Source organism: Myxacorys sp. (assembly GCF_059501405.1).
This window is the reverse complement of the sequence record NZ_JCACCM010000049.1, coordinates 1-17,169: the sequence shown is the minus strand read 5'-3', so window position 1 is coordinate 17,169 and position 17,169 is coordinate 1. Positions and strand designations below refer to the sequence as shown.

At 45.8% G+C, this 17,169-nt stretch carries 14 protein-coding genes; 7 read left to right on the top strand and 7 right to left on the bottom strand.

All coding sequences use genetic code 11. The features are described from left to right. Nucleotides 1-8: 8 nt before the first annotated feature. From AC5I6P_RS04750 to AC5I6P_RS04740, 3 genes are read right to left on the bottom strand one after another with little or no spacing between them, the layout of a single operon-like run. Nucleotides 9-1,955: a DUF3732 domain-containing protein gene (locus AC5I6P_RS04750; RefSeq protein ID WP_495692610.1), complete on the bottom strand. Its 1,947-nt coding sequence runs from the start codon at nt 1,953-1,955 to the stop codon at nt 9-11. Next, complete coding sequence (locus AC5I6P_RS04745; RefSeq protein WP_495692609.1) at nt 1,952-2,452, bottom strand: three component ABC system middle component; 501 nt, start codon at nt 2,450-2,452, stop codon at nt 1,952-1,954. The genes AC5I6P_RS04750 and AC5I6P_RS04745 overlap by 4 nt, the downstream gene beginning before the upstream one ends. Further along, nucleotides 2,449-3,642 (bottom strand): ABC-three component system protein, encoded by a 1,194-nt coding sequence (locus AC5I6P_RS04740; protein ID WP_495692608.1) that lies wholly within the window; start codon nt 3,640-3,642, stop codon nt 2,449-2,451. Before AC5I6P_RS04740 ends, AC5I6P_RS04745 begins: the two co-directional genes overlap by 4 nt. Nucleotides 3,643-3,959: 317 nt before the next feature. On the opposite strand from AC5I6P_RS04740, the gene AC5I6P_RS04735 reads away from it, so the two are divergent. Continuing rightward, the gene (locus AC5I6P_RS04735) at nt 3,960-4,307 is read left to right on the top strand and encodes a ubiquitination-like system serine protease family protein (RefSeq protein WP_495692607.1); all 348 of its coding nucleotides are present in this window, start codon (nt 3,960-3,962) and stop codon (nt 4,305-4,307) included. A 60-nt stretch (nt 4,308-4,367) separates the two neighbouring features. On the opposite strand, the gene AC5I6P_RS04730 is transcribed toward AC5I6P_RS04735, so the two are convergent. From AC5I6P_RS04730 to AC5I6P_RS04720, 3 genes are all read right to left on the bottom strand, one after another. Beyond that, nucleotides 4,368-5,756: a hypothetical protein gene (locus AC5I6P_RS04730; protein WP_495692606.1), complete on the bottom strand. Its 1,389-nt coding sequence runs from the start codon at nt 5,754-5,756 to the stop codon at nt 4,368-4,370. Nucleotides 5,757-5,906: 150 nt separating this feature from the next. Continuing rightward, complete coding sequence (locus AC5I6P_RS04725; RefSeq protein WP_495692605.1) at nt 5,907-6,356, bottom strand: GUN4 domain-containing protein; 450 nt, start codon at nt 6,354-6,356, stop codon at nt 5,907-5,909. 141 nt (nt 6,357-6,497) lie between these two features. Further along, the gene (locus tag AC5I6P_RS04720) at nt 6,498-7,112 is read right to left on the bottom strand and encodes a hypothetical protein (RefSeq protein WP_495692604.1); all 615 of its coding nucleotides are present in this window, start codon (nt 7,110-7,112) and stop codon (nt 6,498-6,500) included. 507 nt (nt 7,113-7,619) lie between these two features. On the opposite strand from AC5I6P_RS04720, the gene AC5I6P_RS04715 reads away from it, so the two are divergent. The 6 genes from AC5I6P_RS04715 (at nt 7,620) to AC5I6P_RS04690 (ending at nt 16,102) form a co-directional block, all read left to right on the top strand. Next, nucleotides 7,620-10,622, top strand: a complete 3,003-nt coding sequence (locus AC5I6P_RS04715) for a Tn3 family transposase (protein WP_495692603.1) — start codon at nt 7,620-7,622, stop codon at nt 10,620-10,622. A gap of 210 nt (nt 10,623-10,832) precedes the next feature. Then, a complete protein-coding gene (locus tag AC5I6P_RS04710; protein ID WP_495692635.1) occupies nt 10,833-11,045 on the top strand; it encodes a transposase family protein in 213 nt (70 codons plus the stop codon). A 306-nt stretch (nt 11,046-11,351) separates the two neighbouring features. After that, nucleotides 11,352-11,723: a hypothetical protein gene (locus AC5I6P_RS04705; RefSeq protein ID WP_495692602.1), complete on the top strand. Its 372-nt coding sequence runs from the start codon at nt 11,352-11,354 to the stop codon at nt 11,721-11,723. Nucleotides 11,724-12,070: 347 nt separating this feature from the next. Next, nucleotides 12,071-13,141, top strand: a complete 1,071-nt coding sequence (locus AC5I6P_RS04700; RefSeq protein ID WP_495692601.1) for a hypothetical protein — start codon at nt 12,071-12,073, stop codon at nt 13,139-13,141. Between the two features lie 466 nt (nt 13,142-13,607). Then, on the top strand, nt 13,608-15,284 hold the full coding sequence (locus AC5I6P_RS04695) for an IS1182 family transposase (protein ID WP_495692600.1): 1,677 nt from the start codon (nt 13,608-13,610) through the stop codon (nt 15,282-15,284). Nucleotides 15,285-15,508: 224 nt separating this feature from the next. Continuing rightward, entirely contained in the window at nt 15,509-16,102 is a 594-nt protein-coding gene (locus tag AC5I6P_RS04690; protein WP_495692599.1) for a hypothetical protein, read from the top strand. A gap of 155 nt (nt 16,103-16,257) precedes the next feature. Here AC5I6P_RS04690 and AC5I6P_RS04685 read toward each other — a convergent pair whose 3' ends face one another. Then, nucleotides 16,258-17,028, bottom strand: a complete 771-nt coding sequence (locus tag AC5I6P_RS04685) for a hypothetical protein (protein WP_495692598.1) — start codon at nt 17,026-17,028, stop codon at nt 16,258-16,260. Nucleotides 17,029-17,169: the final 141 nt, after the last annotated feature.

The window sequence follows — 17,169 nt, the reverse complement described above, 5'->3', positions numbered from 1 at the left end:
CTATGATCTTAAGGCTCATTAGGTATCCATTCAGCAGGAATCAGGGCATTTCCATTTCGCCAACGTTCCACTACGGCTCCTTGGTACCAATCTTCTGCAATGTCAGCGTGCTCAGTAATGATGACTTGAAAGCCAGAATGGAGTCCATTTACGACATCACGTACCAGTTCAAACATTCGGATAACTGCTACTCGGTCTTCGTCTTCAAGCTCTATCAACGAGCTTTCAATATTTTGTTCTGCTGGATAGTACACCTGTGATGGTTGATCTAAAAACAGAAAACGCGGAACTGGCCTCAATTTCTGTACAAACCATGAATGCAAAGCAAGATGAGCTATCAGGTGACAGCCTACCCAATTGGCTCCACTCCCCATGTTATCCATCCGGATTGGGCCATTATTCGTGTCTGCCACTACTTGCAGATACCTAAGGTCTAGGCGAAATGGGTTTCCCCCATGCTCCAACTCAAGTCGTTCCGCCCATGCAGTCAGGTTCCTAGAGATAACAGAAAGGATTGAATCCAAACGCTCCTGAATGTTTTCGTCACTAAGTTCTGTCTCTAATTGCTCGATCTCGCGTTGGAGTTCTGAAATTTCAGCTCGCAAATCGGAGTTATCAGCAACTTGCGGCAGGGTTTCGAGAAATAGGCTGATACGCCCAAGAACATAAGCTCGGCGAGTAGCACTGTCTCGTAGTTGAGTGAGGCGGTCGTCTGCGCGCCGCAAAGCATCAAGTGCTGTCCGATTTTCTTGCAAAAGTCTTTTCGTTTCGTTGATCCTTTGCTCTTGCTCAAGTATTAATGCCTCTAATCCTGGTGTGTGCCTAGTGACTCTTTCAAGCTGTTCCGATGCACGCTGCATCTCTACTTCCAAAGTTCCAGACGATGGAAGATCAGTTGTAGGTTGGTTACACAAGGGACAACATGGTTCCTCTGAATTAGCGAAGAGCCTCAAGCTAGTTAGGCGAGAGACTTGCTCATGTGTTTCTCGGACGAAGCCATTTTCATCAGATAACAGTGTCTGCATAGCTTCCAATTCATCTTGATGGCGAGCAAGTTGATGTCGTAAAGATGCACGCTCATCACTTAGCCTTAGAAGTTCTGTCTGGTCAGGACTTTCTTCATAACGAATAAGTTGCTCCTCTGGCGAGGCATTTACCGCTACACGTAGTATTTCAACAGCCGCATCCCAGGACTCTGGAGTTTCATCTTGAGCTAAGAGCCCGGCATTGCGCCCCTCCGCAAGCAGAGCTGCTGCTTCGTTAAGGCCACCACTTGCTAAAGTTTCAAGCCGAGCTAATGTACGTTCTCGATCCCTTAGAGAACGCTGCAACTCTCTAAGTCTTGCTTTACCTGCAACAAAGTTATCGTCTACTGCACCTAGAAAATAGGGCAAAGTGTCTTTAATAGCCTGTGCAACCCAGTTGTCACTTTGACTATGGAACAAAAAATCTGGTTGACTAATTTCATTTTGGGGTTGGAACACAAATGCGAGTGCATGTCGTAACGTTGTAGTTAGAGGATTTCGGGTTTGTCCTTCAGGGGGTTCATGTACACTGAGATTAATACCGACAATACTTTTTAGTCGTTCAATAACAGCATCGATATTAGTTGTTGCAGAAAGTTCATCCGCGTTGGGGATGATTAATGTTGAACCCACAGTGTAGTAAGCGCCTGAATTGCTTGTTCGACCACGGTCTGGCGCACGTCGGGCGATAAAATGTTCCGCCGAGCCGTCAGTAATCCGTAATGCATACCAACTGACACTATTCCGAATAACGCCTGCTGGAACTCCACAAGATGAGCTGCCAAGACAATAGTCAACTATGCTAACCAAAGCGGATTTCCCGGTCTTAGAGTCCCCGGTGATTATGTTCATTTCTCCAGGACGAAATGATAGCAGGCGACGCTCACCCCGTAACGAATACAGGACAATATCAAGAATCTGAATACTCAAGGCATGACCCCCAAGAGAGTCATAACAGTTGTGTAATCACCGGAGGATGCAAACCACCTACCTACAAACTTTGCTTTCGTCATGCAATCTTGAACCTCGTCAGAAGACTCTCTCAAAAAACGCGCCATTGAGCGTGGTCTTGGTGCAGCCACAATTCGAGATGAGGATATATTAAACATCTGACCATTGGCACCAAACAGCACGCCTTCCTTGATAAGGGGGACTAATGCTGTTGCTCGTTCCGCGAAGCGAACATGAACTTGTGGCTTCTCTCCAAGCCATGCGGGCAATGATGTGCTGATAGCTCTTGGCAAACTCTCCCGTGTGGACTTATGTAAGACTATGGGCATAGTAACGAACGATAGTGGATAAGGAATTCCCTGTGCATCGATACTGCCGTACCCTTCAGCGCAAGACCAAATAAGTGCTGCAAGGAATGCTGGGTTAAGAAGTCGAGCTTGCTCGATGGGTCTATCCGCCCACGATGCAATGGTCATGAGATCCCCTGCGGTTCAAGAACTTGCTGTAGACGGTTCATAAACTCGGGGTGCCATCCAACCTTAAGCCTGTCAGACAAGATGTGAAATGACCCCCTTGTCATGCTTGGGTGCTGAACCTGAGGGCGAATTGGATAGCAGCTTTTTTCCACCCAAGCGTAGATCTCGTGAGCTGCTGCTCGCTTTGCATCCTCAGCTACATCATCCCCTACTTCATCGGCAACTCGGTCAAACTGAAGTTCCCACTCCTCTCGTAGAAGTTTCTCGTAACTATCAAGTTCACCAATTAGGAGAAGATCTTCTCGTACCCATCGTGAGCGTTGCTCGAAGGCACGATAATAGTCTCGAATCGCGGCAAGAATACGTCGATTTCCAATACCTGCAAGCTTCACCTGTCGGACAAACATCCTATCTTCATAAGCAGCAGAATCAACTTCAGTTTCCAGAATATCCTGATCCACAGGAAGAGCATCAGATTTGAATTGCTCCCGCAAGTCATTAATTGCACTTTCAATCTCGTTGCTGAGAATTGGGGGCATAGCTGGAGCAATCATTTGTCCAATTGCTCTTCTGTACCACCAACCCTCAAGTCTCGTAAGAAAGGAGTCAAGGTGATTACGTCGCACTACTAAACGAGCCTCAATACGTAAGGCTTCGCTGACATCACTAATGCTTGGGGCGTTGGGAAGTATCGTAATAGAACTGACTAACTTTGCTTGATCGCCAGGTAAGAGATTTCGGAATAGACTATAAGCTGGCGCATTCGTTTGGTTTGTGGATGTACTCGCTGTTATCTGCAACTGCCTAAGAGCTTCATCTTCGTTGCGATTCTCAAACATCAGGTAGCTAGCCGAGGAATTTCCACCAACACTGCTTGTGGTAACTAGGTATAGCCGAGCATCTTTGGGAATAGTGCCATTTGCACGTCCTTCCATCCAAATACGAAAACTTTTCCAGAGATCAGTGCTCGCATCAGTCAAATTCGCTGATCGCTCGCGATGGTGTTTCAGTTGCAATAGCTCAAGAGCAGAACCGTCTTGCTCAAAGACAACGTCGTCAAGTGTCTCAAGGTAAACCGCAAAAACTTCATCTTTTGCAAGCCGTTTAAGAGATGACAAAAGAGCTAAACGCACCTGATATAGATACCCAAGTGCAGCGTCTGTGGCGGAGAAGTCCGAATGTGCAGTCACTAGTACCCCCCTCTTGTCTAGAGGTACGTATGGGTATAGCAAACACTCCTATAGTTCTCTAGACATCCCATTGCTTACCTCTCCTACACAAGTCATTTTAGCGTTGGTTGTATTGCCAAACAAGGCGTAAAGGTAACGAAGCTGCATTCAAGTGCCACTCGACAGTTAGAAGCTATACCCTGCAAGAGTTTTAGAAAGATTTTCGTGATTTTGCCTCAACATATTAAGAAATACCCATTTACAGGCAAGTTTTTACACGAAAAAGGCGTGAAAGGCTGATTCTACTGTTAAACTTCTAAGCAACTCAGCTATCATTTATGGGCAAGTTTCAAATTTCGAGTTTTTTTGCTGGATTCATTGCACTGAAGCATTACAGCGATCTCGTGGCATTTGAATGCAGCTTCGCTACCTTTACCAGGTTTTTGCGACACAACCGTTTGGTTTACATAGTTGGAGAAGAAGAAAATTCCTGGTTTGTCGTCATGACTTGCCCTTGTGGTTGTAGATCAAAAGTCCACATGAGTTTACTTCCAAGTGATTATTCGGTATGGCAACTAAAAGAGCACAATAACTGCACCATCACGCTAACTCCTTCAGTTTGGAGAACTAAGGGGTGTCGCAGCCACTTTTTCTTACGTAAAGGGTTAGTCGATTGGTGCCAATAGGTCAAAGCTTGAAGAAACGCAACTATAGATTCTGCATTCCCCGACATGGTTGTTTGACCTCTATTCAATGCGGGGGATAACAAATTGGTTGAGATTTTGGGCAGCATCAATCTCTCCAGCAAGAAGGTATCTTTTTGCTATCTCAGTTAAAGCAGCAACTTTTTCAGATTTATCTGCTGAACGGGAAGTTAGTATTTCAACCGTTCTTTTTGATCCGTCAGTCTGCTTCTGCTCTATTTGCTTTAAAGCAATTTCTTTCAGTGCTTTAACCTCAATATTTGGATGTGCTTTGCTACTGAATAAATAGTCTAAGGTAGCTGGTATTTTGTTGACTTTCCCATATTTCACCATCTGTTGAGCAATAAGAGACCAGCCCTGTACTTTAATATCAGCATCAGCAGGCTCCTTAATTTGATCAATACTAAAAAGCATTGAGTGTTCTAGAAGATTTTCAGATGCCTCTCTATAAAGACTGGAAAAACTAGTAGGGTCAGTATTTGGTTCTGATTCTTTAGCTTCTGACTCTTTAGCTTCTAAGACACTCTGTGTCTCTATAAACTGACAAGCGATTTTAGCTAATGCAGTAACTTTAACGTTTCCATTACCAGGTTTGGAAATGATGTTGTAATGAATGATATTAGATGCATCGTTTACTTTTTCAGCCTTTAAATAAGCACAAGCAGTTAATGTGTCCATTTCCAACCCGCTTAAAGAATATTCAGCATATTCCAAAAGCTTCAAACGGACATTTTCGCTAAAACCCTCTAAAGATTGCTTTATTTCATTAAGATTACTACAGGTATCAATGTTTCTTGTTGCAGTAGAAATAAGAGATTCTATCTCAGCAGAAATTTTCTTCTCTTTATTCGAGGCTTTATAATAATTGTTTTGTTCGAGTAGACTTGACGAAGTGATTTCGGGAACTCTTTCTATTAAAGACTCTGATGCTAGTGGTAATAATTTGCTTTTGTCATTCCCAGTATTGAGTACAGTTTTTGCAAGTTCAATGTAATCACTGTTTAGTTGAGCTTCATAATCTTGTGTTTGATCAGAATCAAAAGCTCCTCCGACAGCACTTTTTATTTTCCCCCAGAAATTCTTTTTTGATTGTTCTTCACGCGCTGCCTGTTTGGCTCTAGCTTTGGACAGATTTAGTTGAGTATTTGAAGCTTTCTCTAAAGCCTCTTTAATTACGCTGCTAGTTGAGTCCTTCCAGTTACCGTCACTCTCAATTTTTATTCCTAATTCTTTAAGCTCTGGTTCTAGAGAACTTAATTCTTCCTTTAATTTGGATAATTTAGCTGATGCTTCTGCCTCTTTTCTCCGCTCTACTTTTTCTTGTTCCTTTAGTTCCTCTATGGACTTAGAAATTTGCTCCATAGCTGCTGAGAAACTCAACTCCTGTGAGACGAAGAAAGGGTTTTGTGGAGAATTATTTAATGCGTTCATTAGCTATGCTGTCTCCAAAATTATTTACAGAATTTAGTCATACATAAGGCTTGCCTTAAATAGTGTTATAAGCTCTCCAAGCACTGAGCTTACAATCTTTAAGGCGAGAGAACAAATTACTCCATCCTACAGCTCCACCTATTACCCCTACTATGGGAAGCCCATTCCTGGGGTACCTAGAAGCTCACCTAGATAAGGAAGATGTCCTGGTAGTGCCTGTAATGTAAAGTAGAGACGGTTACTATTAACAAATTCCCCATTGATTCGCCAACCAACACGATCTCCAAGTAAGCATTCTTTTTCTGCTTCAACATTGCTTTCTAGGCTCTGCCAAATTCGTTGCTGAGTACTGAAGCTAAAAAGACTATTGCTATATTTTGCCCAAAGGTGATCAACAATACCTAAATCTTGACAGGAGAAGGTCTTGATGCTCTCTGAACCAAGATATCCGGCATTAGTCCCGTAATGAACAACTTGATTCATAAGCTCTCTTGTTCGTTTGTTAGCTTCCTCCCATCTTTTATCCTTCAATAAATCTTCTAATGATTTGTAATCTACTTTTCTGTCGGAGTTAGGAGCTTCAAAATTTTCTTTCACCATAGTTCGATCTTTGAACCGAAACATTACATGATTCAGTTGTTTGTATTCAATAAAACTTTTTGAAGTTTGAAGAGCAATTGCTTCAAATTGAATTTATACAATTGCTCTTCAAAATGAGTTTGAGAATGTTTAAAGGAGATATCAGCCTACAGCTCTATGATTCTTAATTCGGATGTAAGGCTGAAAAGTGTTGGGAGTAGAAACTCTCTCTCCTGCAACTAGTTCTCCTCTGTGATAAACCGCAACTCCCATCTGGGCTTCTATTCCATCTGTATTCCAAAGAGAATGTCGCTCACCTGTAGTGATGATGTGAGCAAGAATGGATAGGATGCGATCAACAGAGATGTACTGGGTAATTTGCGGCGCGTATTGAGCAGCCTTCTGGGTTAGCTCGTTATAGGACTCATAAGCAAATCCTTCAAGGTATGCCAATAAAGGCGACGGATTTTCAGTTGCTACAGATGTCGCAGCAGCAGCTGCAAGTTCTAAATACTCAGAATGACTGAACTCTTTTCCAAAAGTGACCATCCAGTCACCTTGCCTCAAAGCACGCTCTACCTCAGGTCTATCAGTGTCGTGTCCCCAATTTTCAGAGTTTGTTGGGTCAATACGCCGTCCTGCTTCTCTGACTACGCTATTCGGATTGAATGGATCAATCGCCCGCCCTGTTTGTCGTACTTCACTGTTGCGGTTAGTCGGGTCAACTGCTCGTCCTACTTTTCTAGCGGCTTTTCCAATATCGTCGAAAACACTCATAATGCCTTGTTTTTAGTATGTTGTTCTCTTGGTTGATGCCCCTAGTAATCAAACACCATCTTGAACAAATCGCTCCAAAGATGGATGACTAACAGTCTAGTCTTTCTAAACCTGCTCAAACTGAAATCTATAGAATTGCTTTATATTCGAATTTTTAGTGAGTTTTAACCGTAATGGGGGTATGGCAACGATTCGTGTAAAAATGAGCCATTTGCCCCAGAGGGGTATAAATCACTATCAGCCTTGCTAATGAAAGGCTTGATTCATCGGCTTTGCTAATCGCCTTGTAAGGCTTGATTAGTTGCGTGGGGCGCAGAAGTGCCACGGTAGAATCGGTCTTTTAACCTGCTCAAGGTTTGAAGATTACGCATGTATTACAGTACTTTTGCTCGTCACTAGTCCAAAACGAGTCCAACCCATGTGTAGTATGCTCTGGGGCTAGTTCAGTAGAACTTATCAAAGCGAACCTGCTACTCTCCTCTTTGCTGCATGTGAGGAGCGAACAAGATGCCTAGCCTTCAAGATATGGCGTATCCCCGTTTGAAGCACAATGTGACAGACAAAGAGTTAGCAACCATCTACACCCCAACCCTTGAGGAATTGAGTCTGGCAGAACAAGCCACAAAAGGCAGTAGTGCCAAACTGGGCTTCCTGATTCTGCTGAAAACTTTTCAACGCCTGGGTTATGGTCTTCCCCTTGCCAGCGTACCAACGACAATTACTCGACATATTGCTGCCACTGCTCAAGTAGCGACCGCGTCTATCGACCTGGCAAGGTATGACCGTTCTGGTAGCAAGATTCGGCATCTAGCTGTCATTCGCGACTATCTGCAACTGCAACCATTTAGTGGTATCGCTCAGCAAGTTACCGTGGCAGCGATGGAAACGGCTGCCATGACCAAACATGATCTGGTTGATTTGATTAACATTGCGCTTGAAGTCTTGGTGCAGCAACGGTTTGAGTTGCCAGCGTTCAGTCGGCTACTGCGGCTCGCGCACAAAGCCCGAAGCACCATCACAAGCCAATTCCATCAGAAAATTACACAGTCCCTCAGTGACATCGAACGCCAGCAGATCGATAGCCTGTTTCAAGCCGAGGCAGAAACGGGCACAACGCCCTGGCATGAGGTCAAGCGAGACTCTAGCAAACCAACCATCACCCAGCTCAAAAAGCTGGTGGAACGCTTACGTTGGTTGGCAAAGTTGCAACTGGGCACCACTGCACTCAAACAGTTGCCAGAAGTCAAACGTAAGCATTTTGCAGCGGAAGCCAAGGTCTTAGATGCACCCCACATGAAGCAAATGAGTCCACTGAAGCGGTACACCCTGGCAGTAGCGCTCCTTGAGGCTCAATATGCTCAAACGCTGGATGACTTAGCAGCGATGTTCATCCGCCAAATCCAACAGATGCATGCTCGGGGCAAACAGGCGTTAGCTGTGCTGCGTCAAGAGACTCAAGCCCGCACGGATGAATTGATCGCGACGCTCCGAGAGGTGGTGTTAGCGTTTCAAAGTGACGGTGAGATCGCTCAACGGTTTGCAGCGATTGAGACGGTCGTTGGCAATCAGGGGCAACCCCTACTGGCAGCCTGTGATGCCCATCTTGCTTATGTTGGTAACAACTACTTTCCACTCCTCCAAACTTTTTATAAAAGTCAACGCACCGTTTTATTTCGGCTACTGGAGATCCTGCCACTGCGTTCGAGTACTCAGGATCGCTCGCTGCTCGAAGCGATCCAGTTTATGGTGCAGCATCGGCGTAGTCGTCATCCGACAGTTTCGGTTGTCCAGCTTGAACATCCTGGTACCGAGGCGGAACGTCACATGCCCCAACTTGAGCTGGGTTGGGTGCCTCAGAAGTGGTGGTACTTGGTGTGTGGACAACGCAAACGTACACCCCATCCAGCTACCATTCACCGCCGCCAATTGGAAGTGTGCGTGTTTTCGCACCTGCTGCTGGGGCTGAAATCTGGAGACCTTTACATTGAGGGCAGTGGCGAGTTTGGCGACTACGGACAGCAACTCATCTCCTGGGAGGAATACCAGGAAACAGTGACAGAGTATGGCAAGCAAATCGGTTTGCCCACTGAGCCTGCTGCTTTCGTGACACATGTCCAGCAATGGTTGAAGACCACTGCTCAAGCAACGGATCAGGGCTTTCCCCAGAATGCTGAGGTGAACTACCAGCAGGATCGCCTAGTGATTCGTAAACCGAAGGCAAAGGTGGTGCCAGGGGCAGCTACACTCAAAGCCCTGATTGCTCAACGGATCACGCCCATCAATTTGCTGGATGTTCTGGCAGACACGGAACTTTGGCTCCATTGGACACGGTTCTTCAAACCTAAGTCTGGGCATGATACGAAGCTGGACAATCCCGCTGCACGTTACCTGGCAAGTACATTCTGCTATGGCTGTAATTTAGGTCCCTCGCAAGCGGCTCGGTCGCTGAAAGGCTTTGACCGGAGACAGGTCGCCTATGCCCACCAGCGTCACATTGACCCAGAGAAGCTCCAGTCCGCGAATGCCATCATCATCAATGCCTACAACCGCTTTAGCCTGCCGAAACTATGGGGTGATGGCAAGCGTGCCTCCGTCGATGGCACAAAGTGGGACATCTATGAGGACAACTTGCTGGCGGAGTATCACATTCGCTATGGCGGGTATGGCGGTATTGGGTACTATCATGTCTCTGATACGTACATCGCCCTCTTTAGCCATTTCATTCCCTGTGGGGTCTGGGAAGCCGTCTATCTACTTGATGGTTTGCTCAAAAATACATCTGAGATTCAACCGGATACGATTCATGGAGACACTCAAGCCCAAAGTGCCGCGGTGTTTGCGCTGACGTATTTGCTGAGCATTCGGCTGATGCCACGCATGCGCAATTGGCAAGACTTAACGCTCTACCGCCCCACCCATGCTACTCGTTACTTGCATATTGACGGGTTGCTCTCTGAAACAGTGCATTGGGAGTTGATTGAGACGCACTTACCCGATCTATTGCGGGTGGCGTTGTCGATTAAGGCTGGTAAAATTGCCGCTTCAACGATTTTACGAAAGCTGGGCACAAACAGCAGCCATAACAAGCTGTATCAGGCATTTCATGCGTTAGGTTGTGCCGTTCGCACCGGGTTTCTGTTGCAGTACATTCAGGATGCCGCTTTACGCGCTACCATCCATGCGGCCACCAATAAGAGTGAGGCGTTTAATGGGTTTGCTCAGTGGTTGTCGTTTGGCGGCGAGGGGGTAATCGCCACCAATAATCGAGAGGAGCAACGCAAGATCATCAAGTACAACCATCTAATCGCCAACTGTCTGATTTTCTACAATGTCTTTGAGCTGAGCCGTATTCTCCAGGAGCTCGCGCAGGCAGGCTACCCACTGGAGCCAGAGGCAATCGCTGCTATCCGGCATTCCTTCTGGCTTCCAAGCCTCTTGTCACCCCCTGAACCTAAATACGCCATTAATCCTACAATGCAAGATAAGGTAAATAATTTCCAATTGGGATAGCTCACAATCTCTGACTCCTGAAGAAATCCGTCAATTTATCTCTTGTAGAATACTAAACCTTCTGCGTGATAAAGGGATTTAGAATTGAATAGAAGAATCGTCATCTTGTCTTGCCATACTGAACTTAACTTCAAACTGGCGAAGACGCCAATCAAGTTCCAACGGTTCACCGGACTAAGCGTTTAAGAGTTGAACCAACTTGCTGCTGAAGTGGAACCAATCTGGAAAGCATCAGAGCAATTACGTTTGACTAGCCGTGCTCCGCAACGAGTCGTGGGTGGTGGACAGCATAAGCTAGAGAGCTTCAAAGACAAGTTGCTGGTACCATTGATGTACTACCGACTATACCTAACGTATGAACTCTTAAGTTGCATGTTTGGAGTACATATGTCGAATCTCGCTCTGTTGATGCATCGGCTATAACCGTTGTTAGCAGAGCATTTGAATCCGCAAGCACCGGCTCTACTGAAACGGCGGATTCGCAAATAGATAGAATTTCAGCAAGCGTATCCAGACCTGAACGAAGTGATGATCGATGCTACGGAGCAGAGCACTCAATGCCGCCATGGCAAAGCAATTCTTACCAACGTAACCCGTTCAATAGGCGAAATCGTACTCCAAATCGCGGGCGATAACTTAGCAGTTGGTAGCAGATTTTCAAACTTAGAGAGTTAAGCGGGATTGCATCCGATGAATTGCTTACTTTAACTTTCAAATTTTGATTTTTCAATGAATTTTTCCGGAAATTCCCAAATAGTCACTGTTGCTTTAAATGTGTTTGATACTATTTATCTCAAGCATTGCAGCCATCAACGTATAGCTAAGGAAAGCAAAGTGACAAACTCCTCCCCCGAAAACAATCAGCCAGAAAAAACTAGCGTTGGAAGAGATCTTAGTGTTGGAAGAGACTTTACACCTGTTGGAAGAGACTATATTCGCTCCACAACCGTCACTTTTTGGTTTTCTTTCTTCATAATCGGTGTTTTGGCTCTAGGAGGATTAGCTTGGGCATTTAATGCTGGATTGATTACAAACTTAGGAAATTCGCAATCGCCACAAATGAGTCCAAAGCCAACACAGCAGTTACCGTCACAGCAATAGTAGAACTAGAGCTCTGCCAAAATGCTTAGAGCATGCATAAATTCGGGTATTGTCATGAGAGTTCTAAGCTTTTTAGCTTAATTCTGTACTCAATTTACGGTTTTTTAACTAGAAGTATGAAAATAGTGGTAATAGCTTGAAGTATTGATATCTGTTGAACGGCAGCTATTTTCGGGCCTCGCGACAACTAGAACCCTTGCTCAAACCTATGCAGAGTGTTCCGATCTCTTCTACGTTTAGCTGTTGCGATCGTAAATTGCAGCTGTCGTCTAATAGATATCAAAGCATCAGCGACTACTCAATTGAAACTGCACTCTAATCACAGGTAGTTTTGCGAGTTTATTGCAATGAAATCCGATAATTCAAAAGATGGAAATCCCGCTTGGATTCCCCAACTTAGCAGTGTCAAACGAGATTTGATACAAGTTGGTCGTGACTATATTCGTAATATCCAGATCAACATTGCAGCAGAAAACTGGATTATGGTTGCTATTCTAGTAGCCCTTCCAATCTTAGGCTCTTATCTTACGGTTAAAACAGCTGGATATGTAGTAAATGAGATTCAGTCGGCTCAAATAGGTCCTGGACGAGGGGTATTGCAACAACAACTCCAGAACCAGTTGCCGTCATTTCTAGAAATCACTCAGTTAGACTTTGAGAGACACGAAAATCTTGGTACGCAGGTAGAACCTGTTATTGCAGCAAGGTTTAAAGCCACTGCCAAATTCAAGGAAGATGCATTTCTCAGGGTTAATGGTGTTGACGATATTCCTTCTAAAAGGCAGGAGAACGTTAATTTCTTAAAATTAGCTAATAGTAAAGGATCGAGCATTGATATTTACGGAGTTCTGAAAACAAAGCGAGTTGCAGATTCTTGGGAAACTCAGTTTGAATTTGAGCACACTCCAACATTTGGAAGATCACGTGATCAATATAACGGGCGAACTGTGCTTCTTGGCTCTGATGAAGAAACCAAATTTCGAGCTGAGGTTGAGGCAGAGGTAAAAGCCGAAAAAGAGGCAGTACTAAATCCTATTCTCAATAAAGCTTCACTGTCAGGCGAACGCTCAAAAACTGAAGGGGAATTACATTCATTCGTACTTACCTTTACTTCTTTCGACAGTTTATCTAAGACCTTTACAGGGGAGATGCAATATCCAGATGCAAAAGCTGTCGTTAAGATAGAAGGCTCAATTATCGAGGACACACAAATCCAATTTAAGTCAACTGAGATTTTGAAGGGGGGAGGCAAAGTAAAAGCGGTGGGTTCTACCTATTCCCTGTCCCTGGTAAATCTTAGCCGAATGGAAGGAAAGCGAGAAAAACTTCAACGATTACCAGAAGCTCTTCTTCCCGACCTTTCTCCATTCGGTCCCAACACAAACGAGGAAGAACCAGTTGTTCTATATCTGAAATAGGGCGCACCCCGCTCAAGGGGTTGTTGAGCGACAATTAAAGGCTCTTGTCCAATTTTGGTGAAGTTGGTGACTCAAGTGCTGTATTTGGCGTTCCCGTAGCAACCGGACTAAAACCAACGCTAAGAACTTGCAGGACTAATTTTAAGCTGTATAACCGTCTCGTTCTAACCCGAAATACCTGATTTCCCGTTCTAGCCAATTGCTGAAAGCCTTGAAAATCAGATGTACTTCTGAACCAAACCTCAGTAGACCGAATCATAAAACTCAGTGATAGTAGAGTTTTCAGCCTTAACGTTGGTTTTAGTCCGGTTGCTGATGTTGTTGGCGAATAGCGTTGAGAAGGCTGAAAGGCTGATTCTACCGTTACTTATGTAGTATGGACGTGACAAAGGGTGAACCCAGTGTTGCGCCGCGAAATTTCCTCCTACGATCAAGTAGTCCTGATGAGTTTTAGGGGGAAACAACTATGTCGTTGCATCCTCGTCCAATTGACCCGATTCCTGAAGCCACTGCTCGCGTCGCTCGTCAAGCTTTCCCGAAGGGTAACCGCTACATTCTGCTGCGTGATGAGTTAGGCACCATTTACACTGATGTTGAATTTGCTCCCCTGTTTTCAGTTCACGGACAATCCGCGCTCAGTCCCTGGCGGCTAGCTCTCATCTGTGTGATGCAGTTTTTAGAGGATTTGACTGACCGCCAAGCTGCCGATGCGGTTCGCAGTCGCATTGATTGGAAGTATCTGTTGAGTTTGGATTTAGGCGACCCGGGTTTTGATTTTTCGGTGCTATCGGAGTTTCGCAATCGCATCATTGCAGGTCACCTCGAACAACGACTGCTCGATCAGTTGTTGGAACAATGCAAGCAAAAAGGATGGATTAAGGAGCGAGGCAAGCAGCGTACCGATTCAACTCATGTTCTGGCTGCCATTCGGACGTTGAACCGACTCGAGAGCATCGGGGAAACGCTCAGAGCTGCCCTCAATGCGGTTGCAACAGTCGAACCCGAGTGGCTGAAGGGCTGGGTGTCCTCCGCTTGGTTCGAGCGCTATGGACGACCCGTCGAAGAGTACCGCTTGCCCAAAGGCAAGGAAGCTCGTCAGACCTATGCCGAGACGATCGGGGCTGATGGGATGGATTTGTTAGAGCAGGTTTGGTCAGAAGCAGCCCCACCGTACTTACGAGAAATTCCAGCCGTAGACCATTTGCGTCAGACCTGGATTGGTCAGTTTTGGGTCGATAACGGTCACTTGCGCCTGCGCGATGCTAAAGATTTACCGCCTGTAGGAAAACGGTCTAACTCTCCGTATGACCCAGAGGCGCGCTATGGCAACAAGCGCTCTACCACGTGGACGGGGTATAAAGTGCATCTCACAGAAACCTGCGATGCAGACGCGATGCATCTAGTCACTCATGTGATCACGTCCACTGCGAATGTACCGGACATTGAGCAGACTGAACCAATTCACCAAGCTCTCAAAGCAAAACGATTGTTGCCTAGAGAACATCTAGTTGATGCAGGTTATGTTGATACTGGATTATTCATGACAAGCCGCAAAACCGATGGCATCGAATTAATGGGTCCGATGCGACCGAACGGCAGTTGGCAAGCAAAGGAAGCCGATGCCTATGATTTGAGCCAATTTCACATTAACTGGAATACCAAAAAAGTGACTTGTCCTCAAGGCAAAAAAAGTAAGAGTTGGACTCCAACGAAGGATGCATGGGGCAATGCAGTAATTTATGTCAAGTTTTCCCGAACGCATTGCCGCTTGTGCCAGTATCGAACCCATTGTACCCGTTGTGCAACAGAGCCTCGTAGTTTGACCTTGCGACCGAAAGCGGCACATCAACTGCTGCACTCGATGCGACACCAGCAGAAAACTCTCGAATGGCAGCAGCAATATCACCAGCGGGCAGGGGTAGAAGGGACATTATCTCAAGGAATCGAATGCTTTGGATTGCGTCGAACTCGATACATTGGGCTGGCGAAAACACATCTTCAACATGTTCTCACGGGTATTGCTATGAATATCACAAGAATTACATCTTGGTTGACGGGAATTCCTCATGTTCACACTCGTATTTCTCGCTTTGCTACGTTAGCAGATGATTCATCTTTGTGTTCAGTCCCAAACTTGCTGTAGCACGTTCGCCAACAGCATCGGTTGCTATAGAAACGCTGGCGAGAAATTGTTGGGCTAAATCTTGCCCTATAGGCTGGGTGTCAGGACTTCTCAGAAAAAGAGCGCTTAATTTTGCCTTTGCTCCCTTAAGTTGATAACAGCCTCAGAACTCACTGAATTTGTCCAACTTTGAGAAAATGGAATCAGGTCAGAACACAAGTCTTGCACCAGTTGAGGAGAGAAGAATGCAGTGTCAAGCAGTCATGTTAGGGTTTGCCATTGGTTGTACCGTCACTTTACCAGTAGGTCTTTTTGCCACTACACCTCTAGCAGCTCAGCCTGCATCAGGAGGCCAGCAGATCCCAGTAGAGGCACAACTAACTTCGCACCAAAAACAACTGCTGAAAGCGGTAGGACTTAAAATTGCAGTTCCTACTTATGTTCCTCGTGGATTTACTTTAGATAAGGTAGTCGCCCAAGTGGATCGACAATCTAGGATTGGTGGTATGGGCTACACGGTCTTCTATCGTCGATACGACAGCGACTCTAACAAAGACTTCTGCTTTGCGATCGAAGCGACTAATGGTGGGATCGGAGATCTTCCAGAGGGGAGCCGCAGTTTTCCGATCAACTCGCCGACGTTTGGGAAGAGCAGCCTAGAATATGGCAAGTATGGTGGAGCAAAAAGCCCTACTTACCTATCTAGCTGGTTAGGTGAGGAAAAAGGACCTTTCTATCGGTTTGTGGGAGCAGGAGTACTTCCAGGTTTATCAACTTGCAGCAATATCAGTGCCCAAGAGGCCATTCGAGTCACCCAGTCTCTTCGCTACCAAAACTAATAAGATTTGAGAGTCTAATCATCTCGACATACTTCTATTGGCGGTCCCCTAGCTTTCGTCTTGCAAGACGAGGCAAAGGCTCGGGAGCTTTTGAACGATGGCGGTAGTGGCGCTCACAAGATAGAGCAAACGTGCTTTGGTAGCATAGCCGGATGCTATGAGTGTGCGGCGATTAAATCCCCAATCGCCTCAAAATACTGATTGGTTACACCACGTGCTGTGGGATGCTTTGTGATCACAAAGAGCGTAGAACCGTCATCACCGTATTGAAATCCTTCACGCACGTGACTGCTAAACCTCACTCCCGCTGCAATGATGTTCCACCACTGCTGATACCAAGCATCGGAACTGTAGAAAACGACGACCCGCGGTTTGTACTCCAAAATTCGCTGCCGGATGTCGTTAGCGCGTTGGGCGGCATAGAACTCTTTGTAAACCTGTCTTTCTCGGAGTTGTAGAAGCTGCGAATAATCAGAATAGAGCCATCTACCAGCGTTTGGTGAAGGCAAGGGCAGCAGTTCCAGGAGGCAAGTTTCTCCGCCCGCTCTCGCTAAGTTCTGTCCCTGGTATCCTCGAATCTGATCGAGCGTCGCTTCCTGCCCTTTTGCTTTCAGTAAACTTCGGATCAATTTTCCCCACGTGGGCTGTATTTTAGGGTGTTGACCGAAGAGGTGGGTCACGCCAATCGCCTCGTGATAGTCGTAAACATCTTCCAGTTCTCTACGCCCACGCCCAGACCAAGCGGTTAACCGTTGACGAACATCATCAATGCTGCCTCCTCCTCCTTCCTCTTTCCCAATAAACCAAAAGTCCCCACGGTAGTTGCCATACCCACGAAATGTGTCGATATAGTTTTGCAGCAAATGGTCGTCAAGCATCTCTGAGCTGAAACGTCCCTCGAACTGAATCTGGACTAGATTACTCAACGGGTACACTCCTCAAACGTTGATTGTTTCGTGAGAACCGAAGGCGACAAGCCGCTGCGGTTTCCTAGTTGCGGATGCTTTCACATGGAATCCGATCCCCATCGCCATCCAGTTTGAAGGGGTCACCGGGAAAGGCGGCGA

Coding starts and splice junctions, on each gene's coding strand:
- AC5I6P_RS04700 (WP_495692601.1), top strand. CDS start 12,071: ATGAAATCCGATAATTCAAAAGATGGAAATCCCGCTTGGATTCCCCAA.
- AC5I6P_RS04695 (WP_495692600.1), top strand. CDS start 13,608: ATGTCGTTGCATCCTCGTCCAATTGACCCGATTCCTGAAGCCACTGCT.
- AC5I6P_RS04690 (WP_495692599.1), top strand. CDS start 15,509: ATGCAGTGTCAAGCAGTCATGTTAGGGTTTGCCATTGGTTGTACCGTC.
- AC5I6P_RS04720 (WP_495692604.1), bottom strand. CDS start 7,112: ATGAGTGTTTTCGACGATATTGGAAAAGCCGCTAGAAAAGTAGGACGA.
- AC5I6P_RS04725 (WP_495692605.1), bottom strand. CDS start 6,356: ATGGTGAAAGAAAATTTTGAAGCTCCTAACTCCGACAGAAAAGTAGAT.
- AC5I6P_RS04730 (WP_495692606.1), bottom strand. CDS start 5,756: ATGAACGCATTAAATAATTCTCCACAAAACCCTTTCTTCGTCTCACAG.
- AC5I6P_RS04745 (WP_495692609.1), bottom strand. CDS start 2,452: ATGACCATTGCATCGTGGGCGGATAGACCCATCGAGCAAGCTCGACTT.
- AC5I6P_RS04705 (WP_495692602.1), top strand. CDS start 11,352: ATGAATTTTTCCGGAAATTCCCAAATAGTCACTGTTGCTTTAAATGTG.
- AC5I6P_RS04715 (WP_495692603.1), top strand. CDS start 7,620: ATGCCTAGCCTTCAAGATATGGCGTATCCCCGTTTGAAGCACAATGTG.
- AC5I6P_RS04735 (WP_495692607.1), top strand. CDS start 3,960: ATGGGCAAGTTTCAAATTTCGAGTTTTTTTGCTGGATTCATTGCACTG.